Genomic DNA, 17,867 nt, shown 5'->3' with positions numbered 1-17,867 from the left:
CAAGCCACCCGATCCAGACGCTTTGCCACCAGCCCTCCAAGTCGTCGCTGCCGCCAAGGAGGTCTCGCATCCAGACAGTTAGGCTCAGCGCCATGGATTCCCTTCCCCTCCGCTGACGCTCCGGCCGGGAATGACACCGAGGGGAGCGCCACGTTCAGCGCCCCGCTGTCATCCCCGGCGAGCGTCAGCGAGGGAAGGGGATCCATAACCGCTAACGGTAGAGGCATGGCGGTCGGGCATCAGCTCAAGCCTTGGCGCCGTGCTCATGATTCCCTGCCTTTGCGGGGATGACAGCGTTGAGGTTCGGGCGCCATTCCCGTTAGACGATCCCGGTTCGGCTTACGCCGTCCAGGATAATTCCCGCGCACAAGGTGGCCTCGTGATCCTCACCCATTCTCGGAGCGGATGGTTGCCGCCCGGGGAGGGGCGGCAAAGCGCTTGGCGCCGGCGACGCAGAGGATGACCCCAAGGGTTACGGCGATCATCTGCCATCCGACCGTCTCCTGCAGCAGCAGGGCGGACAGCGTCAGGCCGAAGAAGGGCTGCAGGAGCTGCAACTGTCCGACGCCGGCGATGCCTCCAAGCGCCAGGCCCCGGTACCAGAACACGAATCCGATCAGCATGGAGAACAACGAAACATAGGCAAGGCTCAGCCAGGCCGGCGTGGAAACGTCGTTCCACACCGGCGGGAGCGCAATGAGCATTCCTCCGGCCGTGAGCGGCAAGGAGAGAGCAAGAGCCCAAGAGATCACCTGCCAGCCGCCGAGCGTGCGGGAGAGCTTTGCCCCTTCCGCATAGCCGAGGCCGCACAGCACGATGGCTCCCAGCATCAGGACATCGCCTAACAAAGAGGTGGAATCCCCATGGATCAGAGCGTAGCCGCTGACCAAGGCTCCTCCCAGCATGGAGAACACCCAGAACGCCGCCCGCGGCCGCTCGCCGCTTCGGATGACGCCGAAGATCGCCGTGCAGAGAGGCAGCAGGCCGATGAAGACGATGGAGCGGGCGGAGGTGATGTGCTGGAGCGCAAGGGCGGTCAGAAGCGGAAAGCCAACCACGACGCCGAGAGACACGATCGCGAGCGGGACGTAATCATTTCGGGCTGGCCTCTTCTGGCGGAGGGCTGCCAGGAGCGCCAGCCCCAGAATGCCCGCAATGGTCGCCCGCGCTAGGGTGAGGAACAGCGGGTCGAAGCCTGAGACGGCAACGCGGGTCGCCGGCAGCGATCCGCTGAAGATCAGCACGCCCAGAAAACCGCACACCCATCCTTCCGTAGTTCTGTCCACGCAGTCGCCTCCCGATCACACCTGTTTTCAGTCGGGCAACATGGCTTTTCCAGGTACAGTACGGTACAGTTTGATAAAACTGTAATGGAACGGAGAGCAGTACAGTGGACGATGCACCAGCCCGACGGCGCTCCGGAACGCAGGTCGAGCGCGTCATGGCGGCGATCCGCGGCCAGATTGCCGGCCGGTCCTTGCCCCCAGGGGCGAAGCTCCCCTCGATCCGTGCTACCGTGGAGACCATGGGGGTGTCCAAATCCACCGTCGTCGAGGCCTACGACCGGCTTCTGGCGGAGGGCATCATCAGTTCCCGGCCGGGCTCGGGCTTCTACAATGCCGCCCCGCTTCCTCCCTTGTCTCTGGCCGACATGGCCCCGCGTCTCGACCGCTCCATCGACCCCTTCTGGGTTTCGCGGCAATCGCTGGAAGCCGGAAACGGTATGTTGAAGCCAGGATGCGGTTGGCTCCCGAGCCATTGGATGCCGGAGGAAGATATCCGTCGCTCGCTGCGCTCCCTGGCCAAGATGAAGGACCGAACCGGGCTCACCGACTACGGCTCTCCTCTCGGACTGACAGCCCTGCGGCAGTACCTGTCGCGGCGGATGGCCGAGCAGGGCCTGCAGGCAGGGCCCGACCAGATCCTGCTCACGGAATCAGGGTCTCAGGCCATCGATCTCGTGTGCCGCCTCCTGCTCCAGCCAGGGGATGCCGTGCTGGTGGACGACCCCTGCTATTTCAACTTCCTCGCTCTGCTGCGCGCTCATCAGGCCAAGGTCGTCGGCGTTCCCTATACGGCGAGCGGGCCCGACATTGCCCTGTTCGAGCAGGCTCTCTCCGAGCACCGGCCCCGCCTCTACATCACCAATTCCGGTCTCCACAACCCTACCGGAGCAATGCTGTCGGCGGTGACCGCCCACAAAGTCCTGAAGCTGGCCGAGCAGCACGATCTCTTCATCATCGAGGACGATATCTTCGCGGATTTCGAGACCGAACCTGCCCCGCGCCTGGCTGCTCTCGACGGGCTCGACCATGTGGTGCGGGTCGGCAGCTTCTCCAAGACGCTCTCGGCCTCGTTCCGCTGCGGTTACATCGCCAGCAGCCACGGCTGGATCGACAAGCTGACCGATCACCGGATCGCCACAGGATTCTCCAGCAGCCGCCTCACGGAGGAGCTTGTTCTCAATGTGCTGAGCAGCGGAGCTTACCGCAAGCATAAGGAGATTCTCCGGGCGCGCCTGGCCGAGGCGAGGGCGGCGACGCTCCCGCGACTGAGGATGCTTGGCATCGAGCCGTGGATAGAGCCCAGGGCGGGCATGTTTCTCTGGTGCCGGCTGCCCGATGGCCTGGATGCGGCCCATGTGGCGCGCCAAGCCCTCGCGGATGGGGTCATTCTCGCACCGGGCAACGTCTTCAGCCCGCCCCAGACCATGACCGGATTTCTTCGCTTCAACGTGGCGCAATGCACCGACGACCGGCTCTTTCGGCTTCTCGACAAGGCGATGAGGCAGGCAAGCTGACCTGCCCTGCGGCCTTAGCGACTGTGGGAATGGACGCTCGCCTGCGCCTGGGGGCGCTCGGACGTGGGGCGTGACACCCGGGCGCTTTGGTTTTAAGACGCCCTGAACCCTGAAGAAGCGCCATGTCCCACAACACCTTCGGTCATCTTTTCCGCGTCACCACCTTCGGCGAAAGCCACGGGCCCGCGCTCGGCTGCGTGGTCGACGGCTGCCCGCCGATGATCCCGCTCGAGGCCGCCGAGATCCAGGCGGAGCTCGACCGTCGCCGCCCAGGCCAGTCGCGCTTCACCACGCAGCGCCAGGAACCGGATCAGGTGAAGATCCTCTCCGGCGTCTTCACCGACGAGCGCACGGGCCGGCAGGTGACGACCGGAACGCCCATCGCGCTCCTGATCGAGAACGTGGACCAGCGCTCCAAGGACTACTCCGAGATCAAGGAGTCCTACCGCCCGGGACATGCGGATTTCACCTATGACGTGAAATACGGGATCCGCGACTATCGCGGCGGCGGACGCTCCTCGGCCCGCGAGACGGCGGCCCGCGTGGCGGCCGGCGCCGTGGCCCGCAAGGTTCTGTCCGGCGTCACGATCCGCGGCGCGCTGGTGCAGATGGGCCCCCATGCCGTCGACCGGGGCAATTGGGATTGGGACGAGGTGTCCCGCAATCCCTTCTTCTGCCCGGACGCGAAGGCTGCCGCCTTCTACGAGGAATACCTGGACGGGTTGCGCAAGGCCGGTTCCTCCATCGGGGCGGTTCTGGAGGTCGTGGCGGAGGGCGTTCCCGCCGGCCTCGGGGCACCGGTCTACGGCAAGCTCGATTCTGATCTCGCCGCGGCGCTCATGTCGATCAACGCGGTCAAAGGCGTCGAAATCGGAGACGGCTTCGCGGCGGCGGCTCTTCGCGGCGAGGAGAACGCGGACGAGATGCGTCCGGGCAACCAGGGTGCGCCCACGTTCCTGTCGAACCATGCGGGCGGCGTCCTCGGCGGCATCTCCACGGGTCAGCAGGTGGTTTGCCGCTTTGCCGTGAAGCCCACCTCGTCGATCCTGACGCCCCGCTCCAGCGTGACGCGCTCCGGCGCAGAGGCCGAGGTCATGACCAAAGGCCGCCACGACCCCTGCGTGGGCATCCGGGCGGTGCCGGTGGGCGAGGCGATGGTGGCTTGCGTTTTGGCAGACCATCTCTTGCGCCATCGCGGCCAAGTGGGGGATGGCGCCGCCTGGCCCTTCCAGTAAAGCATCGTGCACGGCACGCAATCAGCAGAGATCCATATGTCGAGCCATAGCGTCACCGAAGCCATCGAAGCCTTTGCCCGCGGCGAGATCGTCATCGTCACGGACGACGACGACCGCGAGAACGAGGGCGATCTCATCGTTGCGGCCTCGCTCTGCACCCCGGAGAAGATGGCCTTCATCATTCGCAACACCTGCGGCATCGTCTGCGCGCCCGTAACGGCCGCCGAGGCCCGCCGCCTGCGGCTCGACCCCATGGTGTCGTCGAACGATGCGCCTCTCGGCACGGCGTTTACCGTCACGGTCGACGTCAAGCACGGCCTGACCACCGGCATCTCGGCCGAGCAGCGCTCGAACACCGTGCGGGCGCTCGCCAACAACAACATGGGAGCAAGCGACTTCGTGCGCCCCGGCCACGTTTTTCCGCTCGTCGCCAAGGACGGCGGCGTGCTGATGCGCTCCGGCCATACGGAAGCGGCCGTCGATCTGTGCAAGCTGGCGAACCTGCCGCCGGTGGGGGTGATCTGCGAGCTTGCCAACGATGACGGCACCGTGATGAAGGGCGATCAGATTGCCGCCTTCGCCGAGAAGCACGGCCTGCGACGCATCTCGGTCGCAGACCTCATCGCCTATCGACAGGCGCGGGAAAAGCTCGTCGAGCGCATCGCCACCTTCCCGGTGGAAACCCAGTGGGGTTCGTTCACGGGCTATGCCTATTCGACGCCCTTCGACAGCGTGCAGCACATGGCCCTGGTCCATGGCCGCATCGGCGACGGCACGAACATTCCCGTGCGCCTGCACCGCGCCAATGCGCTCACCGATGTGTTCGAGGGCGGGAAAACCGTGTCCGCCGCCCTGCAGTTGTTCGTCAAGGAGGGCCGGGGCGTGCTGGTTTACCTGCGCGACGGCACGGCAGGCGTCCCGACGACCAACTTCAGCGAGCACGAGGAGGCCGGATCGGAAGCCATGCGCTCGAGCCAGTGGCGCGAGGTCGGTCTGGGAGCCCAGATCCTGAAGGACCTGGGCGTCGTCTCCATCCGCAACCTGGCAACCTCGAGCCGCTCCTATATCGGCCTCAGCGGCTTCGGCATCGAGCTGTTGGGCCAGGAGCCGATCGAGGGCTGAGGGTGCACCTCAGGGTTTATCCTCAGCCCTAAGGAGGTGCCGGGGGATGCGCTGACAAGCGCTTCAGCGATGGATTCCCTTCCCCTCCGCTGCGCTCGGCTGGGAATGACACCGAGGGGGCGCAGTGCTGTCATCCCCGGCGAGCCGAGGGCGAGGGGATCCGATCATATAGTTGTTGCCACGGATTTCTTGCCTTACGCGCCCGTCTCGCGCCCCATGAGGGCGTCGAGATGGAAGGAGACCGATTTCGAGAGGCCCTCGAGATCGTAGCCGCCCTCGAGAAGCGACACGATCCGCTGGCCGCAGCGCTTGTCGGCGAGCCCCATCAGCTTTTGCGTGGCCCAGGCGAAATCGGATTCCGTGAGGTTCAGGCTGGCAAGCGGATCGCGCCAATGGGCATCGAAGCCTGCCGAGATGATGATCAGGTCGGGGGCGAACGCATCCATGCGCGGGAGGATGACGCTGTCCACCGCTTCCCGAAAGGCCTCGCTCCCGTCGCCTGCGTTCAGAGGCGCGTTGACGATGGTGCCGTGCTCGCCGGTTTCGGACAACGCGCCGGTCCCTGGATAGAGAGGCGCCTCATGGGTGGAGCAGTAGAGCACGCTGGCGTCATCCCAGAAGATGTCCTGGGTACCGTTGCCGTGATGCACGTCCCAATCGAAGATGGCGACCCGTTCGGCCCCGAAGCGCTTCTGAGCGTGGCGAGCGGCAACGGCCGCGTTGTTGAAGAAGCAGAAGCCCATGGCCCGGACCCGCTCGGCATGGTGCCCTGGCGGGCGCATGGCCACAAAAGCGTTGGCGGCCCGGCCCGACATCACCTCGTCCACGGCCATCACCGCACCGCCGGCGCCCCGCAGGGCCGCCTCGTAGGTGCCGGGCGACATGACCGTATCCTCGTCGATCCTCACCAGCCCCTCCCGGGGGCTGATGTCGCGAAGGCGCACGATGTAATCCTCCGGATGGGCGAGGGCGAGGCTCTCCATCTCGGCCATCGGGGCCTGATCGCGCCTCAGCAATGTAAAGCGCTCCTTTTCGATGGCGCGTTCGATGGCACGGATGCGGTCGGGCCGCTCGGGATGCCCGAGCGGGGTCTGATGATCGAGGCCGGCGGGATGGGTGATGTAGAGCGTGGACATGGATCTTCTTGAATGAGGACGCCGATCAGTGTCGCAGCCTCACGAGCGCCTGTCTATGTTGTTGCGATGCAACACATTCCAGAGCTGAGCCGTGCCATGGTGCGTTGCGATTCGAATTGCCGGTATCCCGGCCTGTAACCCCGCCCGAAACACCCTCCTGGCTCGACCCGAGCCGAGCCCCAGAGCTGTACACAATGCGCCTTTTCAATCTGCCCCTCATCTTGGCAATGGTGACGGCCCTGGCCGGATGCAATTTCAAGGGCGTTCCGGAGCCCCAGGTCTCCGCCCGCGATACCGAATGGATGGCGCAGATGCCGCAGGCTGAGGATGATCCGCGCTTCGGCCGCTACATCGTCGACGATCCGACGGGCGAGGCGCCGGGCACCATCGTGGTCGATACCAAGGAGCGCCAGCTCTACTACGTACAGGCCAACAGGAAGGCGATCCGCTACGGCGTGGCCGTCGGCGACGAGGCCTATGGCTGGACCGGCACATCGACCATCGCCCGCAAGGCTGAATGGCCGGATTGGAACCCGCCGGCCGAGATGAAGGCCCGCTGGCCTCATGTGCAGTACACAAAGGGCGGCCCCAACAACCCCTTGGGCGCGCGGGCGCTCTACCTCTATGAGGGCAACAAGGACACCCTTTATCGCATCCACGGCACCAACGAGCCCGAGAAGATCGGCATGGCCGTGTCCTCGGGCTGCATCCGGATGCGCAACATAGACGTGATCGACCTCTACAATCGCGTGTCCCTGAACACGAAGGTCATCGTGCGCTAGGGCGATCCCCTGCCTGTCAGAGGCAGGGAACGACTGTAGGCGGAGCGCCCTTGAGGGGCGCTCTTCTTCATTGAGGGCATCAGCCCAGTACGGCTTCCTTGCGCAGGATCGCGGGCAGTTCGGAAGTCTTCTGACGGTCCGGCTGCCGCTTGGCTGCCTGAACGGCTGCGGCGAGAGCCGGAAGAGCGACGGCCTTGAACGCCGGGATCGACCGGGCCGCATAAGGCTGTCCTTGCTGGATCACGCGGTCTGAAGCTTGCTGGGTCATTGGTCCTCTCTAAAAAAATGCAGGCTGTTTCGACAACCTGCCCCTATGATCTGCAGGGCTGTGACCTCTTTGGGGCAGACCGGTGATCATGTGCTGGCTTGGCCGCAGATGCATGGATCAGGGTGAATGGACCCTTAACGCCGTTACAAAGTTCAGGACTGTTGAAGCGGGGTCTCTAAGGGGACGTTTGCATCCTGATACGCCGGGCGAAGGCTTCCCCATCCTTCAGCCCCATTTCGTAGGCCTTCCGGATCCCCGCGGGATTGGTGATGTCGAACTGGCCGATGGGAACCGGCTCCGACGGCTGGACATAGGTGCGGCCGCTTACCTTTGGGAAAGCGCAGTAGAGGCGGGAGAGAATCACCAGGGTCTTGCCGCCCTGTGCTTCCACCGGAAGCAAGGGCTCGATCGGCACGTTGTCCACGAGCCCGCCGTCGAGGGCCGCCATGCCGCCGACCCGTCCGACCGGCATGAAGGGCGGTACGCTGGCGCTTGCCATGAACGCCGCCAAAAGATCCTCCGGAGAGGCAAGATCCTGCACCCGCACGAATTCCGGACGGAACCCCAAGGCCCGTCCGCCGCGCGGATGGACCGGGGAGCGCCACGTCTTCTCGATCTGATAGGTTGCGAGGCCCAGGGGAACGGCAAGCGACAGAGGAAGGCGGCGCGGCTTGCGGGCAAGACCGATCAGGACGTCGGGACCCTGCTTGAGGCGCTGCAGCGTGCTTTCATCGACAAAGTTCTCGATCAGGCTGCGATACATGAGCGAGACCGGCCAGGGCGAGCCTTCGCTGCGCCAGGCGCGCCATTCGAAGTTGCGCCGTCCGAGGCTGCAGCCCTGCGCCACCATTTCGTTGACCCGCCGGCCAAGGCCGAGAAGGCTGTAACAGGCGGACCAGGCACCCGCGCTGACGCCGATGACCATTTTGGGCCTGATGCCCACAAGCGGCGCCGCCGCCTCCCAGAAGCCGCCCTGCCAGTAGCAGCGATTACCCCCGCCCGCAAAGGCCACCGCATCGAACATCGGCGCCTACCGCGATTTGGCGGACGCGGCATCCTCCTCGGCCCGCGCCCGTTCCCGCCATGCGAGCACGATCCGCTCCAGATCGGCCAGGTCCTGGGCAGACAGCGTCCCGAGGGTCCGCATCACGTAGGAGCGCTGCGCGGCGATGCCCTGGTTCGCCAGGTCGCGCCCCTTGGGCGTCAGGTAGAGCGCGTTGGAGCGCCGGTCGCCTGGAATCGAGCGTCGCTCCACGAGCCCTGCCTCGACCATCCGGTCGAGCAGGCCCGACACGTTGCCCTTGGTCACGTAGAGCCGCTCGGCCAGTTCCTGCTGGCTCATCCCCTCGCGTTCCGTGAGGGTGGAGAGCAGATCGAACTGAGGAATCGAAAGGCCCAGTGCCTTCAGCTCGGCCGCAATCGCGTTCCCGGCCCGACGATTCAGGCGAATGAAGCGGAACCAGATCCGCAGAGGATCGGTCGCTTCGATCTGGGCGGGGGCAGGGGAGGACGTCAAAGGCTAGGGCTCCTGTGAGGCCGACAGTTTAAAGGCAAACGGTTCTGTCCGTCACCCCAGGGGCGGAGAAGGGAAAGGGCTACCCTCAACTTTCTCGGGTGCGGGAGGGAACGAAAAGCAAAGCTTGAACTTTTCCGTCCACCCGCCCGGCTCCGGATCAACAGCGGAAAGCTTTGGAAAAACAGGTGCCGTTCCCACAAGGCGAGCTTCTTCTTGGCCAAGAGGAGTGGCGCGCGCTCAAAGAGATTTGTAAGACGACCTGATGCGCCGTCTCATCATCGAAGAACCGTTTTCCCGACCGGCGAAGTGGTCCCCCAGGCTCGCATGGTTCGCGCTTGCCGTGACCATTCTGGTCGTGCTGATGATCCGGTTCAACCGGATCGACTACCAGTCGGGCTTCACCGCCCTCGGGGCAGGGGTCGCAATCGCCCTTCTCGCCGTGGGATTGTCCCTCATCGGGTTCGTGCGCATTTGGCAGGAGGGGCGACAAGGCCTGGGAAGCGCGATCAAGGGCCTGATCATCGCAGCGCTCGTGCTGGCCTATCCGGCTTTCATGGGGCTGAAGGCCGCGACACTGCCGGCAATCAGCGACGTCAGCACCGACACGGAAAACCCACCCCTGTTCTCCCGCTCCCGGGCTGCACTCCAGGCTCGCGACGGCCGCATCCCGCCGGATGTTCCTCCCGAGACGCGCGAAATGCAGCGGGAGGCTTATGTGCAGATCGCGCCGCTGACGCTGGATATCGGACCGGAAGAGGCGTTCGCCCTCGTGCGCAAGGCGGCCGAGAACCTGGGCTGGCAGATCGTCGAGGCCGTGCCGCCCGGCGGGCGCGTCGGTTTGGGGCGGCTCGAAGCCGTCGACCGTTCGCTCGTTCTCAAGATGCCTTACGACATCACCATCCGGGTCCGTCCGCGGGTTGACGGCACACGGATCGACATCCGCTCGGCCTCCCGCTTCGGCAGCCATGATCTGGGGGCCAATGCGGAGCAGATCCGCGATTTTCTCGAAGAGGCCTCGAACTTGGCGATCGCGGTGCGCTGATCCCCGGATCAGGCCGGACGGTACTCGCTGTCCAGGGCCGGCATTCCTTCGGTAGCCGCCTGTCCTCGCGCGACCAGATCCTCCAGATGGGCGAAGACCGACAGGCCCGCGGCACCCACCAGGGCCGGGTTGAGCCCCTGGTAGATCGCCGACACGATCTCCGGAATTGTCCGATCGCCTGCCCTGAGCCGGTTGAGAATCGAGGCTTCCCGCTGGCGCCGATGGTGAACCAGCGCCCGCACGAAACGCTGGGGCTCCTGCACCGGGCCGCCGTGGCCCGGCCAATAGAGGGTCTCCTCGCGACCCTTCAGCTTGTCGAGGGAGGCCATGAACGCGCTCATCGAGCCATCGGGCGGCGCGACAACCGTTGTGGACCAGGCCATCACGTGATCGCCGGAAAACAGCGCCTTCTCCTCCGGCAGCGAAAAGGCGAGGTGGTTGGCCATGTGGCCGGGGGTGGCGAGGGCCTGAAGCGTCCAGCCCGGACCCTCGGCGGCATCGCCCTCGCCGAGCTCCTGGTCGGGCGCATAGTCCTTGTCGGAGCTGGCCTCCAGGGAGTTGATCTCGCCCGAGAGCAGCGGGCGGGCGCTGCGGTGAGGGGCGCAGCCGACGATTCTGGCTCCGGTCGCGGCCTGGATGGCGCGGGCAGCCGGCGAATGGTCCTTGTGGGTGTGGGTCACGAGAATGTGGGTCACCGTCTCCCCCTTCACCGCGTCCAGGAGCGCCGCGATATGGTCGGGCGCTTCGGGCCCCGGGTCGATGATGGCGACCTGGCCTGAGCCCACGATGTAGCTGCAGGTGCCCGTAAAGGTGATGGGGCCCGGATTATTGGCGACGATGCGGCGGACCATGGGGCTCACCCGCATGCACTCGCCCGACTGAGCCGGAGGGCGGACGTCGAAGGTGAGGTCGTCGGCCATTCAGGGATCCTCGCGGTCAATGGGCGGCATCAGCGCCGGAGCAGCTTCCTACCCGACCTCAACCCGCCCGCAAGACTTTTTATCCAGCACCGTGCGATTGAACTAAAGGGTGTCCACAGCCGCCGGAAATGCTCCGCCTGGCCGCTTGAGACCCGGACGCGACACCCCTATAAGGCTTGGTGAGCCGCCTCGCACAGGGCGGAATGATCTGGAGATCTGATTTATGTCGACCGGCGCCCCTTCGCTGTCCTCCCCGTCGACCCTCGTCGGCCTGCTCTGGCCGTCCCGGGACGATGCCCGCTTCGCCGCCCTGCGCGCCCTCGTCCTGATGGTGGTCGGCACGGGACTTCTGACCGTTTCGGCCAAGGTCCAGGTGCCGCTGCCTTTCGTTCCGATGACTCTGCAGACCCTGGTCGTGCTCATGATCGGCGCGTCCTATGGCTGGCGTCTGGGCGGAGCGACCGTGGCTCTCTATGTGGCTGAAGGCGCCATGGGCATGCCCGTGTTCGCGGGCCCGACGGCGGGCCTCGGCTACCTGATGGGCCCCACCGGCGGCTTCCTGTTCGGCTTCGTGGCGGCTGCCCTCGTGATGGGTTTCATGGCCGAGCGCGGCTGGGACCGTTCGCTCCTGCGGGTCATCGCCATGATGAGCATCGGCCATGCGCTGATCTTCGCCTTCGGCCTGACTCAGCTGTCCCTGGTCATGCCTCTCGCGAAGGCCTGGACCGTGGGCGCTGCCCCGTTCGTGGCTGCGACGATCCTTAAGACCGCTCTGGCCGTCGCCCTGATGCAGGCGGCCTGGTCGGTGACCCGGCGCGGCGAGACGACCCGCTAAGCTCGGCTCGCGCACGACAAACGGGAAGCCGCCTTCGGGCGGCTTCTTCGTTTTCGACGGGATGGGCTGAAGATCGTGCTGGCGGCGCTCAGCCTGCCGAGTGCACCAGCCTGAGCTTGGGCTTGGATTTGGCCGCGCCGTGGAGGAAGGTCACGTCAACCCAATCCTCGTTGCCGCCGCCGTGCTCGACGCGGTAGCCCATCTGCTTGGCGATGGCTTCGATCTGGCTGAGATTGGTCCGCGAGATCCAACGCGAGAACTCGGTGATTTCCTGGTCCATGAGAACGGCGACCATGCCGATCTCGACCCCTTGGTCGAAGTCTTCGCTGCGGCCGGGAAAACGCAGCCGCAAACCATCATCAAGATGAATATGTCGCATGACGAGTAGCCCCCAAATTGCCCTTTCCGGGCACCTTTTGGATGAAGTTACCAAAATACGGGGAGAGCTGGAAGGCGGCAATGACGCGCAGTTTCAGGACTGCCCGTCGCAAGGGTAGGAACCGCTCGGCAGACTGCTCATTAGCCCAGCAGCAGATTGAAAGCAGGGAGGGCTCCCATGCCTGAGCGCAGGGTTACGGCTTTTTTCGACACCTACGACGAAGCTGCCCGGGCCGTTCAGCGGCTGGAGGCGGCCCAGATCCCGGATTTCAGGATCAGCCTGATCTCCAACAATTTCAACGATGCCTATTCGCATCATGCGGCGCATTCGTTCGAGCGGAACGAGGACACGCCTGAATTTGCCGCGGCGACGGCCGCCGCAGGCACGGTTGCGGGCGCCGGAGCAGGTCTCTTGGCTGGGCTCGGTACAGTTGCGGTTCCAGGCTTCGGGCCTGTGGTGGCTGCCGGGTGGCTCGTTTCGACCCTGGTCGGGGCAGGTGCCGGCGCTGCTGTGGGCGGCCTCACGGGAGCCCTGATGGATGCGGGTCTCAGCGACAGCGACGCCCAGGATTATGCCGACGGCATCCGTCGGGGTGGGGCGCTCGTGACCGTGAAGGTCGACGAGGCCCAGATGGACCGGGTCGTGAGCATTCTTGACGATGAGGGCGAGATCGATTTGGGAGCGCGCGGCACCGATCAGCGCTCCTCCGGTTCCGCTCCGCCCATCGGCGCCGCCGCCTCGACCACCACGGGGCTGACCACGGATCTGATGCCGATCCCCTTTGACGAGGGCGAAGACGACGGCAATCCGCTTCGCGTGGAAATGGAGGATGAGCGCCTGCGGCGGTCCACCGGCACCGATCCTGATCGGCCATAACAAAAGGGGCGAAAGGCGTGCATTCGCCTCTCGCCCGCTCGGTGGGTCGGTTCGGTCAACCGCCTATGCGGCACGACCGCTGCGCAGAATGCGATCCAAGCTCCACACACCACCGCCGGCTGCCGCGATGAACAGGAACACGAAGCAGTACAGGATTGCCGCGTCGCCGCCGTTCAGGACGGGATAGGGGCTGCGGGGGGCGTGGGCGATCCAATAGGCCGCTGCCATGAGGCCGGAGAGAATAAACGCCACCGGGCGAACGAACAGGCCGGGGATCAGAAGCGCTCCGCCGACGAGTTCCAGAACGCCTGCAATCCAGGGAAGGCTGAAGGCCGCCGGCGCGGGGTTGGGGGAGATCGGAAAGCCGAGCAGCTTCTGCGTGCCGTGCGCCATGAAAATGATGGCCGCGACAATGCGCAGGATGCTGAGCAGGCGCGGCGCCCAAACGGTCTCAAGGTGAGTGGTATTCATAAAGCTGTCTCTCCAGGTCAAAAGCTCGGCGCTCGGCATGTTGCACCGCCGAAGCCGCTTGCCCAGATACAAGCTCGGCTTAAGGCTTCCCATAGGCTAAAGCACGGTTCTCAGTAACGAATTGCTTACCACGTTCCAAACACGGTTTGATCCTTCGCCATGATCAGGCGTTTCTCCTTCGCCAACACGCAGGAGGCTTTCATGATGACGATCCTCGATCCCCGCACTGGCCAACTCGTGACGATCAACCTCACATCCAAGCCGCGCCGCGCCTGATAGGCTCCCGCACTGGCCTGTCGGTCTTTGGCAGGTTCCCGTTTCAAGCGGCAAACCGCTTATCTCCTCCTCCTTTATCGATACCCTTTTGGCTGGCCTCCCGATCCCTTTGGGTGTTTAAGTACCTTAAGGAACCGTGGGTTCTGAGCCGGATCCCCGCGCAATCGTGATGTGATTGGACGCACAGGGAAGCCGGAACCCTATGGTCCGCATAGGCATTGGTGAACAGAAATGGGTTCAGGCGAGCGTCGAGGCCAAGGTTTTATAAAGCCTGAAAGCTGAGCGGCTGCAGCTTCGATGCTCGACTTTGAAGAAATCGTAGAGTTGAGGAGAGTCGAATGGCTCTGACAGGACGTTTTAATCTTCGGAAAACCTTTACAGGCCGCATTGTTCTGCAGGTCGAGGAGGAGGTGCAAGGCTTCTGGGGCCGCATGACGGGCAAGACCAAGCTGCACCGCCGCTGGCGCGACGCCAATGTGCTGGATCTCGCAGCTCCGGAACTGCGAAGCCTCGTGGATCTGCGCTTCCGCCCCCGCTACATGCCGCAGGCCACGGAGCCCATGCAGGATTGGCCCAAGGCTCCGCGCCAGCTGGAGGCCATCCCGGCCCAGACCTTGCACTACGAGACCTACCAGGAAGACGGTCGCTTCTCGACCCATTGACGACAAGGCGGAAGGGCAGGAGCAACCGGGCTGCCATGCGGCTCAGGCGGCGTCCTGCCCGTCGCATATGCGAGCCCGACCAGATCTCAGTTTCATTTTGAAGAGAGAATGGTCGGAGTGGCAGGATTTGAACCTGCGACCCCCACGTCCCGAACGTGGTGCGCTACCAGACTGCGCTACACTCCGACACCGAGAAATTCTCGGGAGGCCGGACTTATAGCGGCGAGGGGGGAGGGCCGCAAGGGGAGAATTGAGCCTGCCTGCAGATATCTCGCCTCACGCAAAACGGAGTTGCCAGCCGCGCTCTTGGCGATTATGTACACGCCACACCGATTGGGGCGTCGCCAAGTGGTAAGGCAGCGGTTTTTGGTACCGCCATTCCCAGGTTCGAATCCTGGCGCCCCAGCCAATCTCCCAAGTTGAACCGATACTCATCGCCGCAGCGACTCCAGATGCTTCTCCTGCTCTCAATTGCGCTGGGTGCGGGGAACATGACCGTCGAGGACGGCGAAGTGATCGGACCTCTCGGCCGGGCCTTCCGGCATGATCAGAACGGATACGGCGCGACCGTTGGATGCCAAGGCGTCTGCCGCATTGAACGCTGATTTTTCCGCTTCCTCCCGGGACGCGAAAGAAATTTGCGTGCGATCGCCGTAAGTTACCAGCCATTCGTTCTGGAACTGGAACACGACGAAACGATCCATGTGCATTGCCGCCTCCATCTGACCGAAGGAGCAAAATCTTAGCATCGCGGCCGCCGCCATGGTTTGCGCGATAGAGGTATACCCAAGAGGGGCTCCCTCGGTATATCGGACTAGGGAAAGGCTCTTCCGTAGCGTCCCGTGCGGCGGTCAGTCCCGTGCCGCCCAGAGCATCCCACGCCGGAAGATGGTGCGCATCTGCGGCACGTCGAACTCCTTCGCCACATGCCCGAGGGAACTGTAGAACACGCGGCCCGTGCCATGGCGGCGCTTCCAGACCACCGGCATCACGACGCCTTCGATCCATGGGGCGTGCTCGCCCGAGAACGTGGTCGTCGCGAGCACCTCGTTCGAGGGATCCACATGCATGTAGTATTGCTCAGAGTGATACGCGAAGTCCTGAATGCCATGCATGATCGGGTCGTCGGGACGGGTGACGTTCACGCGATAGTCGATGATGTTGCCGGGGTGCGCCACCCACTGGCCGCCGCACATGAACTGATACTCGACCGCCTCCCGGAAGGCATCGCCCATGCCGCCGTGGTAGCCGGCAAGCCCGACGCCATCACGCACTGCGCTGGAGAGATTGCCGATCTCATCCTTCTCGATCTTCGACATGGTGTAGATCGGCACGATGAGGCTCATCGTGGACAGGCTGGGGCTCGCGAACGCGCTGGTGGAGTTTTCCAGGTGAACCCTGAACTGCTCCTCCTCCAGCATCCCGGCGATGATCGAAGCGCATTGCTCCGGCTCATGGCCGCTCCAGCCTCCCCAAACGATGAGCGCTTCGCGCATTCTCTGCCCTCTCGAACGATGGGATCGGCGCGTCGACGTCAGGCGGCGGAGGCCGCTTCGGGTAGACCCTTCCAGAGGCCGGCTGCCTCGTTGTCCTCGAGAATGGCCGGCCGCTCCAGGGTGGTGGTGATCGCCTTCGGCTGTCCCGTGGCAGCCCCTTCCAGGATGCTGTGCATGACTTCCAAGACGTGCAGGCCGAGGCGGCCGCTGGAGCGATGCGGCGTTCCGTTGAGAACCGCGCTCGAGAGATCCGCCAGACCCAAGGCGCGGTAATTGGCTTTGGCCGGAACATCGGCGGCCCAGTTCGGCGAGCGCCAGTTGGGCGCTCCGAGCGGCATCTCGCCTGAATCCACCGCCCGCCAGTCCCCGCCACGCTCGGTGACCTCCACCTGGCCGCCGAAGAAGTTGGGGTCGGGCACCCGCATCGATCCTTCCGAGCCGTAGATTTCGATGGCCGGATGGCTGTGCTTCCACACATCCCAACTCATGCAGAAGGTCACCTGGGCTCCGGAGGCGAATTCGAGCAGCGCCGTCACATGGGTGGGCGTCTCGACCGTGATGCTCTGGCCCTTGCGCGGGGACTCGGCCGTCACGATCCGCTCGGGGAAGCCGATGCTCGACATGGCGAACACGCGCTTCACCGGTCCGATGAGATTGACGAGAGTGCTCAGATAATAGGGCGCCATATCGAGGATCGGGCCGCCGCCGGGCTTGAAGAAGAACTCCGGATCCGGATGCCAGTGCTCCATGCCGTGCGACATCAGGAAGGCCGTTCCCGAGAGTACGCGACCGATGGCGCCGTCATCGACGAGCTTGCGCGCCAGGCGGCCGCCACCGCCTAGGAATGTGTCGGGCGCGGAACCCAGGTGAAGGCCGCGCGCCTCCGCCTCGTCCACGAGCCTGCGGCCCTGCTCGAAATCGACCGCGAGGGGCTTTTCCGAGAACACGTGCTTGCCCGCGCTGAGTGCTGCGAACGACACGCCGAAATGGGCGCTCGGGATGGTGAGGTTGACCACGAGGTCGATTTCGTCGGAAGCCAGCAATTGGTCAACCGACATTGCCTCTATTCCGTGGCGGCTGGCCTGAGCCTGCGCCACCTCCGGCCTCATATCCGCGCAGGCCCGGAGGTTGAGCCCGTGATAGGCCGGGATGTTCTGAAGATAGATGCCCGAGATGTTGCCACATCCGATGATGCCGACGTTGAGGGAGTTCATGATCCTTAGTCCTCGATGGAGCGCAGGAAGGCGAAGCTGGCGCGGGCGGTCTGCGCCGGGTCGGCCGGCTTGTCGTGCTCGACCACCATCCATTCGGCCCCTGCCTCGCGGCAGACGCGCCAGAGCTCGCGCCAGTTCAGCACGCCGGAGCCCACATCGGCCCAGCCGTCCTGATCCTCGTTCTGGCCCGCCGGCGCGATGTCCTTCACGTGAGCGGCGGTGACCCTGCTGCGATAGCGGTCGATCCACTCCTTGGGATCGGCTTCCCCGCGCACCAGCCAGGCCACGTCCGCCTGCCAGGTGAGGGGGCTCGAACCGGCCGCCTCGAAGATCAGTTCGAGAGCGGTCTTCGCTCCATCCTTCGGCTTCAGCTCCCAATGATGATTGTGATAGCCCAGGCGGATGCCCTGTGCCTGAAAGCGCTCCGCGATCTGCCCGAGTTCGTGCCCGAGAGAGCGCCAGCCATCGGCTGCCATGTCGCGCTCCTCAGGCGGAACGGCGGGCATATAGAGGTGCGTCAAGCCGAGGGTGCGGCATGCCTCGACGATCACGTCCGGCTTCTCGCGCAGGGCCGCCATGCTCACATGGCTGGAAGAAGCCTTCAGGCCGCGGGCGTCGAGCTTGGAGCGAACCTCGGAGGCTTTGTCGAGATGCGACCCGACCGTCTCCACATGGCGATACCCAGCCCCTGCCACCGTATCGAGAATGAGATCCAGATCTTCCAAGGTGCGCAGGGTGTAGAGTTGGATCGACAGAATATCCGTGACGCTCATAGGGTCCTCAATGTTCAGAAATGGGGCGCGACGCGAAAAGCCATGAGGCGCGTCGCGGGATGCT

The 17,867-nt window shown here is 64.6% G+C and carries 20 protein-coding genes and 2 tRNA genes; 9 read left to right on the top strand and 13 right to left on the bottom strand.

Going from position 1 to position 17,867, the window contains the following annotated elements:
- Positions 1-386 precede the first annotated feature (386 nt).
- The gene (locus JKG68_RS14105) at positions 387-1,286 is read right to left on the bottom strand and encodes a DMT family transporter (RefSeq protein ID WP_202060455.1); all 900 of its coding nucleotides are present in this window, start codon (positions 1,284-1,286) and stop codon (positions 387-389) included.
- Positions 1,287-1,441: 155 nt separating this feature from the next.
- Here JKG68_RS14105 and JKG68_RS14100 point away from each other — a divergent pair, with 155 nt between their 5' ends.
- The 3 genes from JKG68_RS14100 to ribB all read left to right on the top strand — a co-directional run bounded on the left by JKG68_RS14100 (position 1,442) and on the right by ribB (position 5,157).
- The gene (locus JKG68_RS14100) at positions 1,442-2,800 is read left to right on the top strand and encodes an aminotransferase-like domain-containing protein (RefSeq protein ID WP_202060460.1); all 1,359 of its coding nucleotides are present in this window, start codon (positions 1,442-1,444) and stop codon (positions 2,798-2,800) included.
- A 122-nt stretch (positions 2,801-2,922) separates the two neighbouring features.
- The gene (gene aroC, locus JKG68_RS14095; RefSeq protein WP_202060453.1) at positions 2,923-4,035 is read left to right on the top strand and encodes a chorismate synthase; all 1,113 of its coding nucleotides are present in this window, start codon (positions 2,923-2,925) and stop codon (positions 4,033-4,035) included.
- A gap of 36 nt (positions 4,036-4,071) precedes the next feature.
- Positions 4,072-5,157 carry a 3,4-dihydroxy-2-butanone-4-phosphate synthase gene (ribB, locus tag JKG68_RS14090; RefSeq protein WP_202060451.1) on the top strand — a complete coding sequence of 362 codons (1,086 nt, stop codon included), beginning with the start codon at positions 4,072-4,074 and terminating at the stop codon, positions 5,155-5,157.
- Positions 5,158-5,351: 194 nt separating this feature from the next.
- Here the strand turns inward: ribB and JKG68_RS14085 are convergent, their stop codons facing one another.
- The gene (locus tag JKG68_RS14085) at positions 5,352-6,293 is read right to left on the bottom strand and encodes a histone deacetylase family protein (RefSeq protein WP_202060449.1); all 942 of its coding nucleotides are present in this window, start codon (positions 6,291-6,293) and stop codon (positions 5,352-5,354) included.
- Between the two features lie 194 nt (positions 6,294-6,487).
- Here JKG68_RS14085 and JKG68_RS14080 point away from each other — a divergent pair, with 194 nt between their 5' ends.
- Entirely contained in the window at positions 6,488-7,075 is a 588-nt protein-coding gene (locus JKG68_RS14080) for a L,D-transpeptidase (RefSeq protein ID WP_202060447.1), read from the top strand.
- A 79-nt stretch (positions 7,076-7,154) separates the two neighbouring features.
- Here the strand turns inward: JKG68_RS14080 and JKG68_RS14075 are convergent, their stop codons facing one another.
- The 3 genes from JKG68_RS14075 to JKG68_RS14065 form a co-directional block, all read right to left on the bottom strand.
- Positions 7,155-7,343, bottom strand: coding sequence for a hypothetical protein (locus JKG68_RS14075; protein ID WP_202060445.1), 189 nt, complete (start codon positions 7,341-7,343; stop codon positions 7,155-7,157).
- A gap of 175 nt (positions 7,344-7,518) precedes the next feature.
- Positions 7,519-8,367: a patatin-like phospholipase family protein gene (locus JKG68_RS14070; RefSeq protein WP_202060443.1), complete on the bottom strand. Its 849-nt coding sequence runs from the start codon at positions 8,365-8,367 to the stop codon at positions 7,519-7,521.
- 6 nt (positions 8,368-8,373) lie between these two features.
- Positions 8,374-8,859, bottom strand: coding sequence for a MarR family winged helix-turn-helix transcriptional regulator (locus tag JKG68_RS14065; RefSeq protein ID WP_202060441.1), 486 nt, complete (start codon positions 8,857-8,859; stop codon positions 8,374-8,376).
- 262 nt (positions 8,860-9,121) lie between these two features.
- On the opposite strand from JKG68_RS14065, the gene JKG68_RS14060 reads away from it, so the two are divergent.
- Positions 9,122-9,901 carry a DUF1499 domain-containing protein gene (locus JKG68_RS14060; protein WP_202060439.1) on the top strand — a complete coding sequence of 260 codons (780 nt, stop codon included), beginning with the start codon at positions 9,122-9,124 and terminating at the stop codon, positions 9,899-9,901.
- Positions 9,902-9,909: 8 nt separating this feature from the next.
- On the opposite strand, the gene JKG68_RS14055 is transcribed toward JKG68_RS14060, so the two are convergent.
- The gene (locus JKG68_RS14055; RefSeq protein ID WP_202060438.1) at positions 9,910-10,821 is read right to left on the bottom strand and encodes an MBL fold metallo-hydrolase; all 912 of its coding nucleotides are present in this window, start codon (positions 10,819-10,821) and stop codon (positions 9,910-9,912) included.
- Positions 10,822-11,044: 223 nt separating this feature from the next.
- Here JKG68_RS14055 and JKG68_RS14050 point away from each other — a divergent pair, with 223 nt between their 5' ends.
- Entirely contained in the window at positions 11,045-11,656 is a 612-nt protein-coding gene (locus JKG68_RS14050) for a biotin transporter BioY (RefSeq protein WP_202060436.1), read from the top strand.
- Between the two features lie 88 nt (positions 11,657-11,744).
- Here JKG68_RS14050 and JKG68_RS14045 read toward each other — a convergent pair whose 3' ends face one another.
- Positions 11,745-12,035: a hypothetical protein gene (locus JKG68_RS14045; RefSeq protein WP_202060434.1), complete on the bottom strand. Its 291-nt coding sequence runs from the start codon at positions 12,033-12,035 to the stop codon at positions 11,745-11,747.
- 177 nt (positions 12,036-12,212) lie between these two features.
- Between JKG68_RS14045 and JKG68_RS14040 the strand changes: the two genes are divergently transcribed.
- A complete protein-coding gene (locus JKG68_RS14040; RefSeq protein ID WP_202060432.1) occupies positions 12,213-12,911 on the top strand; it encodes a hypothetical protein in 699 nt (232 codons plus the stop codon).
- 63 nt (positions 12,912-12,974) lie between these two features.
- On the opposite strand, the gene JKG68_RS14035 is transcribed toward JKG68_RS14040, so the two are convergent.
- A complete protein-coding gene (locus JKG68_RS14035; protein ID WP_202060431.1) occupies positions 12,975-13,382 on the bottom strand; it encodes a DoxX family protein in 408 nt (135 codons plus the stop codon).
- 614 nt (positions 13,383-13,996) lie between these two features.
- On the opposite strand from JKG68_RS14035, the gene JKG68_RS14030 reads away from it, so the two are divergent.
- Entirely contained in the window at positions 13,997-14,320 is a 324-nt protein-coding gene (locus JKG68_RS14030; protein ID WP_202060429.1) for a hypothetical protein, read from the top strand.
- Between the two features lie 109 nt (positions 14,321-14,429).
- On the opposite strand, the gene JKG68_RS14025 is transcribed toward JKG68_RS14030, so the two are convergent.
- Positions 14,430-14,506, bottom strand: a tRNA-Pro gene (locus JKG68_RS14025).
- A gap of 148 nt (positions 14,507-14,654) precedes the next feature.
- Here JKG68_RS14025 and JKG68_RS14020 point away from each other — a divergent pair.
- Positions 14,655-14,729: transfer RNA gene (locus JKG68_RS14020), tRNA-Gln, on the top strand.
- Positions 14,730-14,787: 58 nt separating this feature from the next.
- Here JKG68_RS14020 and JKG68_RS14015 read toward each other — a convergent pair.
- The 4 genes from JKG68_RS14015 to JKG68_RS14000 form a co-directional block, all read right to left on the bottom strand.
- The gene (locus JKG68_RS14015; protein ID WP_210346324.1) at positions 14,788-15,084 is read right to left on the bottom strand and encodes a hypothetical protein; all 297 of its coding nucleotides are present in this window, start codon (positions 15,082-15,084) and stop codon (positions 14,788-14,790) included.
- Between the two features lie 87 nt (positions 15,085-15,171).
- Positions 15,172-15,816 carry a ThuA domain-containing protein gene (locus JKG68_RS14010; protein WP_202060425.1) on the bottom strand — a complete coding sequence of 215 codons (645 nt, stop codon included), beginning with the start codon at positions 15,814-15,816 and terminating at the stop codon, positions 15,172-15,174.
- Between the two features lie 38 nt (positions 15,817-15,854).
- Positions 15,855-17,030 (bottom strand): Gfo/Idh/MocA family protein, encoded by a 1,176-nt coding sequence (locus JKG68_RS14005; RefSeq protein WP_202060424.1) that lies wholly within the window; start codon positions 17,028-17,030, stop codon positions 15,855-15,857.
- Between the two features lie 5 nt (positions 17,031-17,035).
- Complete coding sequence (locus JKG68_RS14000; protein ID WP_202060422.1) at positions 17,036-17,803, bottom strand: sugar phosphate isomerase/epimerase family protein; 768 nt, start codon at positions 17,801-17,803, stop codon at positions 17,036-17,038.
- Positions 17,804-17,867 lie beyond the last annotated feature (64 nt).

Origin of the sequence: Microvirga aerilata (assembly GCF_016743775.1) — a bacterium.
GTDB lineage: Bacteria > Pseudomonadota > Alphaproteobacteria > Rhizobiales > Beijerinckiaceae > Microvirga > Microvirga aerilata.
The sequence above is the reverse complement of the archived record's forward strand: the minus strand, read 5'-3'. Positions and strand labels throughout refer to the sequence as shown.

What these genes read in the sequence shown, in the direction of transcription:
- JKG68_RS14035 (WP_202060431.1), bottom strand. Translation starts at nt 13,382, where the DNA reads ATGAATACCACTCACCTTGAGACCGTTTGGGCGCCGCGCCTGCTCAGC.
- JKG68_RS14055 (WP_202060438.1), bottom strand. Translation starts at nt 10,821, where the DNA reads ATGGCCGACGACCTCACCTTCGACGTCCGCCCTCCGGCTCAGTCGGGC.
- JKG68_RS14015 (WP_210346324.1), bottom strand. Translation starts at nt 15,084, where the DNA reads ATGGCGGCGGCCGCGATGCTAAGATTTTGCTCCTTCGGTCAGATGGAG.
- JKG68_RS14070 (WP_202060443.1), bottom strand. Translation starts at nt 8,367, where the DNA reads ATGTTCGATGCGGTGGCCTTTGCGGGCGGGGGTAATCGCTGCTACTGG.
- JKG68_RS14010 (WP_202060425.1), bottom strand. Translation starts at nt 15,816, where the DNA reads ATGCGCGAAGCGCTCATCGTTTGGGGAGGCTGGAGCGGCCATGAGCCG.
- JKG68_RS14080 (WP_202060447.1), top strand. Translation starts at nt 6,488, where the DNA reads ATGCGCCTTTTCAATCTGCCCCTCATCTTGGCAATGGTGACGGCCCTG.
- JKG68_RS14000 (WP_202060422.1), bottom strand. Translation starts at nt 17,803, where the DNA reads ATGAGCGTCACGGATATTCTGTCGATCCAACTCTACACCCTGCGCACC.
- JKG68_RS14045 (WP_202060434.1), bottom strand. Translation starts at nt 12,035, where the DNA reads ATGCGACATATTCATCTTGATGATGGTTTGCGGCTGCGTTTTCCCGGC.
- JKG68_RS14085 (WP_202060449.1), bottom strand. Translation starts at nt 6,293, where the DNA reads ATGTCCACGCTCTACATCACCCATCCCGCCGGCCTCGATCATCAGACC.
- JKG68_RS14060 (WP_202060439.1), top strand. Translation starts at nt 9,122, where the DNA reads ATGCGCCGTCTCATCATCGAAGAACCGTTTTCCCGACCGGCGAAGTGG.
- JKG68_RS14100 (WP_202060460.1), top strand. Translation starts at nt 1,442, where the DNA reads ATGGCGGCGATCCGCGGCCAGATTGCCGGCCGGTCCTTGCCCCCAGGG.
- JKG68_RS14040 (WP_202060432.1), top strand. Translation starts at nt 12,213, where the DNA reads ATGCCTGAGCGCAGGGTTACGGCTTTTTTCGACACCTACGACGAAGCT.
- aroC (WP_202060453.1), top strand. Translation starts at nt 2,923, where the DNA reads ATGTCCCACAACACCTTCGGTCATCTTTTCCGCGTCACCACCTTCGGC.
- JKG68_RS14050 (WP_202060436.1), top strand. Translation starts at nt 11,045, where the DNA reads ATGTCGACCGGCGCCCCTTCGCTGTCCTCCCCGTCGACCCTCGTCGGC.
- JKG68_RS14075 (WP_202060445.1), bottom strand. Translation starts at nt 7,343, where the DNA reads ATGACCCAGCAAGCTTCAGACCGCGTGATCCAGCAAGGACAGCCTTAT.
- JKG68_RS14030 (WP_202060429.1), top strand. Translation starts at nt 13,997, where the DNA reads ATGGCTCTGACAGGACGTTTTAATCTTCGGAAAACCTTTACAGGCCGC.
- JKG68_RS14005 (WP_202060424.1), bottom strand. Translation starts at nt 17,030, where the DNA reads ATGAACTCCCTCAACGTCGGCATCATCGGATGTGGCAACATCTCGGGC.
- ribB (WP_202060451.1), top strand. Translation starts at nt 4,072, where the DNA reads ATGTCGAGCCATAGCGTCACCGAAGCCATCGAAGCCTTTGCCCGCGGC.